7 protein-coding genes are annotated in these 12,338 nt (G+C 69.8%); all 7 read left to right on the top strand.

What is annotated here, in order from left to right:
* Positions 1 to 177 precede the first annotated feature (177 nt).
* The 7 genes from glgA to glgX are packed head-to-tail and all read left to right on the top strand — an operon-like array spanning position 178 to position 12,307.
* The gene (gene glgA / locus VG556_RS00275; RefSeq protein ID WP_080354467.1) at positions 178 to 1,704 is read left to right on the top strand and encodes a glycogen synthase GlgA; all 1,527 of its coding nucleotides are present in this window, start codon (positions 178 to 180) and stop codon (positions 1,702 to 1,704) included.
* Positions 1,701 to 3,935: a 1,4-alpha-glucan branching enzyme gene (locus VG556_RS00280; RefSeq protein WP_100450179.1), complete on the top strand. Its 2,235-nt coding sequence runs from the start codon at positions 1,701 to 1,703 to the stop codon at positions 3,933 to 3,935. The genes glgA and VG556_RS00280 overlap by 4 nt, the downstream gene beginning before the upstream one ends.
* Complete coding sequence (treZ, locus tag VG556_RS00285; protein ID WP_100450178.1) at positions 3,932 to 5,650, top strand: malto-oligosyltrehalose trehalohydrolase; 1,719 nt, start codon at positions 3,932 to 3,934, stop codon at positions 5,648 to 5,650. Before VG556_RS00280 ends, treZ begins: the two co-directional genes overlap by 4 nt.
* Complete coding sequence (locus VG556_RS00290; RefSeq protein ID WP_111144217.1) at positions 5,647 to 7,491, top strand: 4-alpha-glucanotransferase; 1,845 nt, start codon at positions 5,647 to 5,649, stop codon at positions 7,489 to 7,491. The genes treZ and VG556_RS00290 overlap by 4 nt, the downstream gene beginning before the upstream one ends.
* Positions 7,488 to 10,061, top strand: a complete 2,574-nt coding sequence (gene treY / locus VG556_RS00295) for a malto-oligosyltrehalose synthase (protein ID WP_100450176.1) — start codon at positions 7,488 to 7,490, stop codon at positions 10,059 to 10,061. The genes VG556_RS00290 and treY overlap by 4 nt, the downstream gene beginning before the upstream one ends.
* The gene (locus tag VG556_RS00300; RefSeq protein ID WP_014647380.1) at positions 10,030 to 10,200 is read left to right on the top strand and encodes a DUF2934 domain-containing protein; all 171 of its coding nucleotides are present in this window, start codon (positions 10,030 to 10,032) and stop codon (positions 10,198 to 10,200) included. Before treY ends, VG556_RS00300 begins: the two co-directional genes overlap by 32 nt.
* Positions 10,187 to 12,307, top strand: coding sequence for a glycogen debranching protein GlgX (glgX, locus tag VG556_RS00305; RefSeq protein WP_100450175.1), 2,121 nt, complete (start codon positions 10,187 to 10,189; stop codon positions 12,305 to 12,307). The genes VG556_RS00300 and glgX overlap by 14 nt, the downstream gene beginning before the upstream one ends.
* The last annotated feature ends 31 nt before the right edge of the window (positions 12,308 to 12,338 follow it).

The following is a 12,338-nucleotide window of genomic DNA, read 5'->3' on the forward strand; positions in this document are numbered from 1 at the left end:
CGCCTTGTCACAAAGAAATCGCCATGGCTTCACGGTTGATTGATCGCATGGAGGGCTATTGTCGTCCTGAGCCTCTCGCTGACGTCCCCCACGTCCTGCGTCGACTTCCTTCCCAGCACCAGCGCCCGTCCGGGCGCCGCTGGCGTCTGTCTGCCTGAAGCATCCGAGATCATCCCCATGGCCCGCGCCGCCCAGTCCGCTTCACCCGTTGCGATCTCTCCGCTCACGCCCGTGCCGATCGGCACTCGCCGCGGCCACTCGCAACCGTTGGATCTGCCAGAACTGGTGCAGCGCGTGCTGTTCGTCGCCACCGAGATGGCCGACTTCATCAAGGCCGGCGGACTGGGCGATGTGGCCGCGGCGTTGCCGCGTGCGGTGCGCGGTGCATGTGATTCGCGCGTGCTGCTGCCCGGCTACCCGGAGGTTCTGCAGCGCCTGCCACAGCTGCGACCGGTGGGGCAGGTCAGCGCCCGAGCCGGGTTGCCCGCGTGCACGATCGGCATGGCGGTGCAGGCCGACGGCCTTCCTATCTACGTGCTGCTGTCGCCTGGGCTGTACGAGCGCGAGGGCTCGCCCTACGTGGATGGGCAGGGACAGGAGTGGAAAGACAACGCGGTCCGCTTCGCCACGCTTTCGCATGCGGCTGCGGAGATTGCGGCCGGGCGCGCCGGGCTGGACTGGGCGCCGCAGCTGCTGCACCTGAATGACTGGCCGGTGGCCATGGCTGCCGCCTACGTACGTTGGGACCGGACAGCCGTGCCGACCCTGCTGACCATCCACAACCTGGCCTACCAGGGGCTGTTCCCCTACGCGCTTGCGCCGGTGCTGGGCGTGCCGGCCGAACACCTGGATGAACTGCACTTCCACGGGCAGATGTCGTTCCTGCAGGGCGGCATCACCAATGCCACGCGGCTGAACACGGTCAGCCTGCGCTACGCGCAGCAGATCACCGCCCCGGATGACGGCTGCGGGCTGCATGACCTGTTGGCGCGCCGGGCGGCCGGCGGACACCTGAGTGGCATCGTCAACGGCATCGACGCCAGCTGGGATCCACGCCGCGACATCCACCTCAAGGCCCATTTCGGCATCGGCGAATGGACCGGGCGCGCCACCAACGCGCATGCGGTGCGCAAGGCGTTCGGGCTGGCGCCGTCGACCGGCCCGCTGTTCGCGGTGGTCTCCCGCCTGGTGCACCAGAAAGGCCTGGACATCACCTGCGACGTGGCACCGCAGATCGTGGCGGCCGGCGGCCAGCTGGTCATCATCGGCGGCGGCGAGCCGCAGGTGGAAGCGCAGGTGCAGGCGCTGGCCCGGCGCTACCCCGGACGGGTGGGCGCATTCATCGGCTTCGAAGAGGCGCTGGCCCGCCAGATGTTTGCCGGCGCCGACTTCCTGCTGATGCCTTCACGCTTCGAACCCTGCGGGCTGAGCCAGATGTACGCGCAGCGCTTCGGCTGCCTGCCCATCGCACACGCGACCGGCGGGCTGGTGGATACCGTCGAGGATGGCGTGACCGGATTCCTGTTCCACGGCGCCAATGCCGATGGCCTGCGCCGCTGCGTGGAACGGGCGATGCGCACCTTCCGCCTGCCCGGCCTGCTGCAGGCCATGCGCCGCGCCGCCATGCTGCGGCCGGGTGGCTGGGATGCGGCCGGTCGCGCGTACCTGGCCCTGTACCAGCAGACCTGCCAGGTGGCCGCATGAGCCACGACAGCCTGCATCTGGCCGCCCTGGAGGATGAAGCGATCACGGAGACGGGATTGGATCAGCGTATCGCCCCGGCGCTGCAGGACCTCGTCCACGCGCGCCCGGCCGATGCATTCGCCTGGCTGGGCCCGCATCGCCAGCCAGAAGGCGGACGCCAGCTGCGCGTGCTGGTGCCGCATGCGCAGCGCGTCGAGGTGATTGCAGACGATGGGCGGCGCTGGAACCTGTCCCCTGGCCCGTTGCCCGGCCTGTTCGAGGGCGCGGCCGGTGACGCGGCGATACCGCTGCTTGCCCTGCATTTCGAACAGGGCGTGGAGCAGGTGCACGATGCCTATGCGTTCGGTCCACTGTTGGACGAAGCCCTGCTGCAGCGGTTCCATGCCGGTGATGCCGATGCGGCGCGGCAGCTGGGTGCGGTGCCGATGCAGGTGCAGGGCATTGCGGGCGTGCGCTTCGCGGTGTGGGCGCCCAATGCCCAGCGGGTCGCCGTGGTTGGCGATTTCAACGGGTGGGACGGCCGACGCCATCCGATGCGGCTGCGTCACACCGCCGGCGTGTGGGAGCTGTTCCTGCCGGGCGTGCAGGCCGGTGCCCGCTACAAATTCCGCATCGTCGGCGCCGACGGCCGGGTGATGCCCGACAAGTTCGATCCGATGGCGCGCTGGGCCGAGCTGCCACCGGCGACCGCATCGCGGGTGCCTTCGGCTGGGCAAATCGAGTGGCACGATGATGCTTGGTTGGCGGCCCGCCGCCTGGCCGGAACCTGCGCGCCGCTGTCGATCTACGAAGTGCATGCGGGTTCCTGGCAGCGCAGCGACGATGGTGCGCCGCTGGACTGGGATGCCCTGGCCGACCGTTTGATTCCGTACGTGGCCGGTCTTGGCTTCACCCATATCGAGCTGTTGCCGGTGAGCGAGCATCCCTTCGGCGGTTCCTGGGGCTATCAGCCGCTGGGGATCTACGCGCCGACGGCACGCCATGGCACGCCACAGGCCTTCGCACGCTTCGTGGACCGCTGTCACCAGGCCGGCGTGGGAGTGATCGTGGACTGGGTGAGCGCGCACTTCCCCAACGATGCGCATGGCCTGGCCGGGTTCGATGGCACCGCGCTGTACGAGCATGCCGACCCGCGCGAAGGGGTGCACGCCGACTGGGACACGCTGATCTACAACTACGGCCGCAACGAAGTGGCCGCCTACCTGATCGGCAGTGCGTTGGAGTGGGTGGAGCGCTTCCATGTCGACGGTCTGCGCGTGGACGCCGTAGCGTCGATGCTGTACCGGGATTACAGCCGTGCCGAGGGGGAGTGGGTACCCAACGAGCAGGGCGGGCGCGAGAACCTGCAGGCGGTCGCTTTCCTGCGGCGGATGAACCAGACGCTGCGGGAGCGCTTCCCGGACGTGCTGGTGATCGCCGAGGAATCCACCGCGTGGCCGGGGGTGACCGCGCCGGTGGAGGAGGGCGGGCTTGGCTTCACCCACAAGTGGAACATGGGCTGGATGCACGACACCCTGCAGTACCTGGGGCGCGATCCGGTCCATCGTTCGCATCACCACAGCCAGATCAGCTTCGGCCTGGTCTACGCCTTCTCCGAACGGTTCGTGCTGCCGCTGTCCCACGACGAGGTGGTGCATGGCAAGGGCGCGCTGCTGGCCAAGATGGCGGGCGAGCCGGCACAGCGGCTGGCCCAGCTGCGCGCGTATTACGGCTTCATGTGGGCGCACCCGGGCAGCAAACTGCTGTTCATGGGCGGCGAGTTCGGCCAAGGCCATGAGTGGTCGCACGATGCGGCACTGGACTGGGCACGGGCGGCCAGCAACGAGGGCCAGGGCCTGTCGCGCCTGGTGGGCGACCTCAATAACGTGCTCCGCGCCGAACCTGCGTTGCATCGCGACGAACGCGACGAACGCGGCTTCGACTGGAGCGTGGCGGACGACAGTCGCAACAGCGTCTACGCCTTCATCCGCCGGGATCCTGCCGGCAGCGGCCGCACCCTGCTGGTGGTGAGCAACTTCACCCCGCTGCGTCGCGACGGCTACCGGGTCGGGGTGCCGCAACCGGGGCGCTGGAGCGAACGGCTCAACACCGACAGCGCGTATTACGGTGGCGGCAATGCGGGAAACCTCGGCGCAGTGCATACCGAGCCGAGGCCGATGCACGGCCACGCGCAGTCGCTGCGGCTCACGCTGCCGCCGCTGTCCACGCTCTACCTGCAGGTTGATGCATGACCACAGTGGCCCCGCGCCTGGGCGCTTGGCCGGTGGCCGGTGACGGGGTGGAGTTCCGCGTGTGGGCACCGGACGCAAGAACGATGGCGCTGTGCCTGCAAGGCACCCAGCGGCCGATGCAGCGCGACCCGGACGGCTGCCACTGGCTGCGAATACCGGCATCGCATGGCGACCGCTACCGGTTCCGCCTGCCTTCTGGCCAGGACGTGCCCGACCCGGCCTCGCGCTGGCAGCCGGACGGCATCGACGGCGACAGCGCGGTGGTGCTGGATACGGAGGCAGCGCGGCCTGCCTGGCAGGGGCATGCCTGGCAGGACCTGGTGATCTATGAGGTGCATATCGAGGCCGGGGGCGGCTTCGCGGCGTTGACCGCGCAACTGCCGATGCTGGCCGCGCTGGGCATCACCGCCATTGAACTGATGCCGGTCGCGCAGTATCCCGGCCAGCGCAACTGGGGCTACGACGGCGTGTTCCCGTATGCGCCGGCCCATGCCTATGGCGGGCCGGCAGCGCTGAGGGCCTTCATCGAAGCGGCGCACGATGCAGGGCTGTCGGTGCTGCTGGATGTGGTCTACAACCACTTCGGACCCCAGGGCAACCACCTGCGCGACTACGCGCGCGGGTTCTTCCGTGACGACCGCAGCACGCCGTGGGGCGAGGCCATCGACTTCCGCCAGCCCTGGGTGCGGCGCTTTTTCATCGACAACGCGCTGATGTGGTTGCGCGACTACGGCTTCGATGGCCTGCGCCTGGACGCGGTGCACGCCATTGACGATGACCATTTCCTGCAGCAGCTGGCCGATGAGGTACGTGCGGTGGCCCCGCACGCGCACCTGGTGCTGGAGAACGAACGCAACCAGGCGCGGTGGCTGCGCGGCGCCTACCAGGGACAGTGGAACGATGACTTTCACAATGCGCTGCACGTGATGCTGACCGGCGAGCAGGAGGGCTATTACGCGGGCTATGCCGGTCGCGCCGAAGCACTGCTGGCGCGCTGCCTGGCCGAGGGATTCGCCTGGCAGGGCGAACCGGACCTGCGCGGCGATCCCCGCGGCGAACCCAGCGCCGACCTGTCGCCCGCGCGTTTTGTGGTATTCGCGCAGAACCATGACCAGGTGGGCAACCGCGCTTTCGGCGAGCGCCTGTCGATGCTGACCGATCCTGCGCCGCTGCGCGCGGCGCTGGCCCTGACCCTGCTGACGCCGATGATCCCGCTGCTGTTCATGGGCGAGCCGTGGCAGGTGCAATCGCCCTTCCTGTTCTTCACCGACTACGCGCCGCCGCTGGACGAGGCGGTGCGTGAAGGGCGTCGCCGTGAGTTCGCTGGTTTCAGCGCCTTTGCCGACGCCGCCGCGCGCGCGCGTATTCCGGACCCGAACGATGCGGCGACCCTGCAGGCGTCGTACACGCCGCCGCCCGGCGATGATCCCTGGTCGCAGCACTGGCTGCGCTGCACGGGTGAGTTCCTCGGCCTGCGCAGGCGCTATCTGCAGCCGGGCCTGCTGCAGGCGCGGTCGCTGGGCGCGCGCGTGCTGGGCCAAGGCGCGGTGCAGGCGGGCTGGCAGTTGCCATCGGGCCAATGGTGGATCGCGATCAACGTGGGCCCTGTGCCGGTGGCGCATGCGGTGCCGGCCGGCGAGTGCGTCGTGGGGCCGGACGCTGCCGGGATGCTGCCGGCAGGCGGCGGCGTGCTGGCCTGCTGGGTCGCCGCATGAATACGGATGCAGCGGTGCGGGAGACGGCCCGCCGTGCGGGCCTGCTGGTCCGCTGGACCGACGTGGCCGGTGCCGCGCGCGAGGTCGCGCCGGACGTGCTGCGCGCCGTGCTGGAGGGGCTGCAGTGCGAGGCGGTGCCCGAGCACGCTGGCCTGCGCACGGCCTGCTGCGGACAGCTGCTGGTGATGCCGGAGGCAGCCGGCGCAGCGTGCTGGGTGGATGAGCAGGGCGCAGCGTTGCCCGCCCGTGCCGATGCGCAGGGCCGCTGGCGCGTGCCGGACCAGCCGGGTTACTGGCAGTGGCGCCGGGGCGACCAGCAACAGGCGGTTGCGGTGGCGCCACAGCGTGCCTGGTGGCCGCGGGGCACGCTGCGCGGCTGGGGCCTGTCGGCGCAGGTCTACAGCCTGCGCGCGCCCGGTGATGCCGGCATCGGTGACAGTGCCGGCTGTGCACGATGGAGCGAGCTGCTGCACCGGCACGGCGGCGACGCACTGGCGTTGAGCCCGCTGCACGCGGGCATGCCACCGGGCCCAGGCTACAGCCCCTATTCGCCCAGCGACCGGCGCTGGCTCGACCCGCTGCAGGTCTCCCTGCCGCAGGTATTGCCCGATGCCGCCAACAGCGTGCTGGGCGGGGACGAGGCGCTGGCGGCGGCGGTGGAAGCGGGGACTGCCGCACGTCGCATCGACTGGCCGCACTCGGCGGCAGTGAAGTGGCGCTGGATACGGCAGGTTCGCCAATGGGTTGCAGCGCAGGCACCGTCGCAGCACGCGCAGATCGAAACCTGGCGTGCCATGCAGGGCGATCCGCTGCGGCACTATTGCCAGCATGCCGCCGACCGGTTCACCGGCAGCGCGGACGACCATGCGTTTGCGCAGTGGTTGGCACAGCAGGGCTGGGCGCAGGTACACGCCACGCTGCGCGACGAGGGCGCTTCGATCGGGTTGATTGCCGACCTGGCCGTGGGCTGCGCGCCGCAGGGCGTGGAGGCACGCACCGGGGGGGCTGATCTGCTGCAGGGACTTGAGCTGGGGGCGCCGCCGGACGCGTTCAATCCGCTCGGCCAGGCCTGGGGCATCACCAGCTGGTCACCGATGGCGTTGCTGCGCGAGGGCTTCGCCCCCTACCTTCGCGTGCTGCGCGCCGTGATGGCCGGCCGCGGAGGCCTGCGCATCGATCACATTCTGGGCCTGCTGCGGCTGTGGGTGTTGCCCCGTGGCGCGGGCGCTGGGCAGGGCGTGTACCTGCGCTATCCGTTCGATGATCTGATCAACCTGCTGGTGCTGGAGTCCTGGCGGCATCGCTGCGTGCTGATCGGCGAAGACCTGGGCGTGGTTCCGCCGGGCATGCGCCAGCGGCTGGCAGCCCGGGGCATTCTGGGCATCGAGGTGCTGCCGTTTGCCCGAAACGGCGCGCGCTTCCTGCCGGCGCCGCAGTGGCGCCGCGATGCAGTGGCGATGCCCTCCACCCATGACCTGCCACCGCTGGCCGGCTGGCTGCGCGGGCGTGACCTGCGCTGGCGTGCACGCCTGGGTGAGCTGGCGGATCTGCCAGCGGCACTGCGCGCGCGCGCCAGCGACGCGCAGGCACTTTCTGCGGTGGCCGGCGGCGAGGGCGCGCCGCTGGACGCCAGGGCGCTGTCACTGGTCGCCCACTCGGCGTCCCGGCTGGCGTTGCTGCCGCTGGAAGACGCGCTGGGCGGTCGCGCACAGGTGAACCTGCCAGGCACCGTCGGCGGCCATCCCAACTGGCGCCGCCGCCTGCCGCCGACGTGGGATGCTGACGCGGCCGATGCGCGCGTGGCGCGCCTGAGTGCCACGCGCCGCAGGACCTGGCAATGACGGGGTTGCGTGCCACCGCGCGCCTGCAGCTGCACGCAGGCTTCGACCTCGGAGCGGCTGCCGCGCAGGTGCCGTACTACGCCGCGCTGGGCGTCAGCCACCTTTACCTGTCACCGATCGCTGCGGCGGTGCCCGGGTCGACGCATGGCTACGATGGCGTCGACCCGGCTCGCATCAATCCGGAACTGGGCGGTGAAGCGGGCTTCCTGCAGCTGGCGGAAGTGACGCGCGCGCACGGCATGGGCCTGATCCTGGACATCGTGCCCAACCATCTGGCGGCGTCCCCGCACAGCCAGTGGTGGAGCGATGTGCTGATGCACGGGCCTCGAAGCCCGCACGCAGCTTGGTTTGACATCGAGTGGGAGGCGCCGGGCTGCGAGGGCCGGCTCTGGCTGCCGGTACTGGACCGGCCGTTGCACGACGCGGTACGCGACGGCGTGGTGCGCGTGGTGGTGGACAACGCGCGGCCCGTGCTGCGCCACCATGGCCTGGCATTGCCGTTGTCGCCGCGCAGCCATCCGCTGGAACCCGCGCAGTGGCCGGCGTGGGCCGAACGCTGCAACCGCAGCGTTGAACGGTTGCACACGCTGCTGCAGCGGCAGCACTACCGTCTGGCCTGGTGGCGCACGGCCGGCGATCAGGTGAACTACCGGCGCTTTTTCGATATCAACGAACTGGCCGCGCTGCGGGTGGAGCGCGAGGATGTGTTCGAGGCAGTGCATGCGCTGCCGCTGCGGCTGGTACGCGAGGGATGGGTGGACGGCCTGCGCATCGACCACGTGGATGGCCTGTCCTGCCCGGGCGCGTACCTGCAGCGCCTGCGTGAATCGCTCGACGCCGCCTGCGCGGCCGGCGGTCGTGAGCCGCAGACCGTCAGCCTGCATGTGGAGAAGATACTGGCCGAGGGCGAGCAGCTGCCCGACGGCTGGGCCTGCGACGGCACCACCGGCTATGACTTCATGGACCAGGCCGGTGCCTGGTTGCACGATCCGGCGGCTGCACCCGCGCTCTCGCGCACGTGGCAGGCGCTGGGTGGTGACCCGCGCAGCTTCGACCGGATCCAGCAGGACGCCCGCGCCATGTTGCTGCGCCAGGGCCTTCATGCCGACTTCCAGCGGCTGCTGCGCAGCGCGCAGCAGGTCCTGCAGCCGCGGCTGGCCGAAGCCGATATCGGAGTGGCTGCGCTGGCCCGCGCATTGGCTTCCGTGCTGGGGCATTACCGCACCTACCGGCCCTATTCGCTGCAGGGGGCGGGTGAACGAAAGGCGCTGGCGGACGCTTCCGCCGCAGCGTGCCAGGCACTGGACGGTGCCGCACGCGCGGCGCTGGACCTGTTGCTGGCAGCGCTTGCCGGCGAGGCGCAGGCCGAGCGCGTGCTGCGTGCGCGTTTCGGTCAACTGGCCGCGCCGTTGAATGCCAAGTCGGTGGAAGACACCGGGTTCTATCGCTATTTCAGGCTGCTCTCGCGCAACGACGTCGGCAGTGATCCGCAGCGGCTGGGCATGGAGGGGCGCGCGCTGCTGGAACACGCCGCCGCGCGCCTGCGTCGCCATCCCAGGGCGTTGCTTGCGCTTGCGACCCACGATCACAAGCGCGGCGCCGACAGCCGGGCACGGCTGGCGGTTCTCAGTACCTGCACGTTCGAATGGCGGGACGCTGTGCGGCGCTGGAACCGGATGTCGACCCGCGCCGGCGCGCCGATGCCGTTGCCGGGTGCCGAGGCCTACGCACTGTGGCAGGCGCTCGTGGCCGCATGGCCGATGCACGGTGCCCCTGGCGCCGACTTCGCCTCGAGGATGGTGCAATGGCTGACCAAGGCATTGCGCGAGGGCAAGCGGGTCAGCAGCTGGTCAGACCCGGATGTGGCCGTGGAGGAGGCCGCCGCGCAGTGGCTGCACGCGCTGCTGGACGCAGCGCCCTTGCAGCCGGTGCGCGAGGCGCTGGCGACGTTCGTGGCGCGCATCGCGCCGGCCGGCGCCTGCAACGGCCTGGCGCAGCTGTGCCTGCAGCACTGCCTGCCCGGCGTGCCCGACCTCTACCAGGGCGGCGAAGGCTGGGACCTGAGCCTGGTGGACCCGGACAACCGGCGTGCCGTGGACTATCCAACGCGGCAGGCGTGGCTGCGCGATACGCGCGGGTGGCCCGCGCTGCTGGAAGACTGGCGGGACGGTGGCATCAAGGCATTCCTGCTGCGGCAATTGCTGGAGTGCCGCCGCAGGCACCCGCACCTGTTCCTGCATGGCCAGTTGCAGCCGCTGTCCGCGCCTGCGCGCTCGCCGTGGCTGGCGTTCACGCGCAGGCATCAGGCGCAGGTGCTGCTGGTGATCGTGCGCCGGGGTTCGCCCGCCGCCGTGCCTGGGCCCAGCCTGCACGCCGCGCACGACGTCGGCACCGGCGTAGCACTGCACGGTGTGCCGACAGGCCCCATGCGCAACCTCCTGGACGGGCGCATCGAACATTTCAACGCAACCGCGGACGTGGGCAGGCTTCTGGCTGGCAGCCCGCTGGCGATATGGATCAACGAGGAGACAGGTAGGGATGGACAGCAGGGAACGACGGCAGCGGATTGAGGCACTGGCCCACCAGATCTGGGAAGCGGAGGGGCGCCCGGACGACCAGCAGCAGCGGCACTGGCACATGGCCGAGCGCCTGGTGGAGGCCGAGATTGCCGCGGCGCGCGGCGAGGAGGGCACCGATGGCCAGCCGTAAGTGGACGCAGACCTCGCGCGTGCGCGAAGGCCGGCCGTTCCCGCTGGGCGCGACGTGGGACGGGCTGGGCGTGAACTTTGCGCTGTACTCGCGGCATGCCACCCGGGTGGAGCTGTGCCTGTTCGATGCGCGCAACCGTGAAGTCGAGCGCATCGTCCTGCCTGAGTACACCAACGAGATCTGGCACGGCTACCTGCCGGACGTGCGGCCCGGGCAACGTTATGGCTATCGGGTGCACGGCCCGTATGCGCCGGAGGAGGGGCATCGCTTCAATCCCAACAAACTGTTGCTGGACCCCTACGCCAAGCAGATCGTCGGCGAGCTGAAGTGGGCGCCGCACCTGTTCGGCTACACCCTGGGCCACCGCGATGGCGATCTCAGTTTCGACCGCCGCGACAGCGCCAGCTACATGCCACGCTGCGCGGTGATCGATCCGGCCTTCAGCTGGGGTGTCGAACGTGCACCCGCAACGCCCTGGGACCGGACCGTGATCTACGAAGCGCACGTGCGCGGACTGACCATGCAGCACCCCGATGTTCCGCAGGCCGAGCGCGGCACTTTCTCTGCCCTGCGCCACGACGCGGTGGTCGACCACCTCAGCCATCTGGGGGTGACCGCCATCGAGCTGCTGCCGGTGCATGCCTACGTGGATGACCAGCAGCTGCTCGAACGCGGGCTGCGCAACTACTGGGGGTACAACACCATCGGCTTCTTCGCGCCGCAGCCACGCTACCTCTCGCTGGGCACCGTGGCCGAGTTCAAGCAGATGGTCGCGCGGCTGCACAGTGCCGGCATCGAAGTGATCCTGGACGTGGTCTACAACCACACCGCCGAAGGCAATGAGCTGGGCCCCACGCTGTCCTTCAAGGGCATCGACAATGCCAGCTACTACCGCCTGGCCGATGATCGCCGCTATTACATCAACGATACCGGCACCGGCAACACGTTCGACCTGACCAATGCCGGCGCGCTGCGCATGGTGATGGACTCGCTGCGCTACTGGGTGACCGAGATGCGGGTGGATGGGTTCCGTTTCGACCTGGCCACCATCCTTGGCCGCGAGCGGCATGGCTTCGATGCCTCGGGCAGTTTCCTTGATGCGGTACGCCAGGACCCGATCCTGAGCCAGGTGAAGCTGATTGCCGAGCCATGGGACATCGGCCCGGGCGGCTATCAACTGGGCCAGTTCCCGCCGGGCTGGGCGGAATGGAACGACCGCTTCCGCGATACGGTGCGCGCGCTCTGGCGCGGCGATGGCGGCCAGTTGCCGGAATTCGCCACGCGCTTCACCGGCTCGGCCGACCTGTTCGAACATCATGGCAGGCGGCCCTCGGCCAGCATCAACCTGGTGACGGCGCACGATGGGTTCACCCTGCACGATCTGGTGAGCTACAACGATCGCCACAACGAGGCCAACGGCGAAGACAACCGCGATGGCCACTCGCACAACCTCTCCAGCAACCACGGTGTGGAGGGCGACACCGATGATGCGGCGATCCTCTCGTTGCGTGCGCGGCAGATGCGCAACCTGCTGGCCACGCTGCTGTTCGCGCAGGGCACGCCGATGCTGCTGGCCGGCGATGAGTTCGGCCATTCGCAGCAGGGCAACAACAATGCCTACTGCCAGGACAACCCGCTGAGCTGGATCGACTGGGAGCGTGCGGCATCGCCGGCTGCACAGGCGCAGGTGGCGTTCGTACGCCGGGCGCTGTCGCTGCGCCGACGCTATGGCCTGCTGCGCAGGAACCGGTTCCTGCGCGGCGAATACGATGAAGCGCTGGGCCTGCGCGATATCGACTGGCGGCATCCTGATGGCCGCAGCATGGAGGAAGCGGACTGGCATGACGCAGGGCTGCGTGCGCTGCTGATCGTGCTGGACGGCCGCAGCCCGGACAGCGGCCTGCGCGAGCCCGGGCGGCATGTCAGCCTGGCCCTGCTGTTGAACGCCGGAGACCAGCCGCAGCGGTTCAGTGTGTCGGATGAAGCCTTGTCGTTCCGGCGCGTACTGCTGCAGACCGACGAAACGCCGTTGGAGCCGGATGAGGAAGGCGCCTGGACGCTGCCGCCGCGCAGCCTGTGCCTGCTGGCGGCCAGCAGCAGCGCCTGACGGCAGCGCGCGTACAGGCGGTGCTGCGATG

The organism is Stenotrophomonas sp. CASM106, from assembly GCF_049384825.1.
Taxonomy (GTDB): domain Bacteria; phylum Pseudomonadota; class Gammaproteobacteria; order Xanthomonadales; family Xanthomonadaceae; genus Stenotrophomonas; species Stenotrophomonas muris.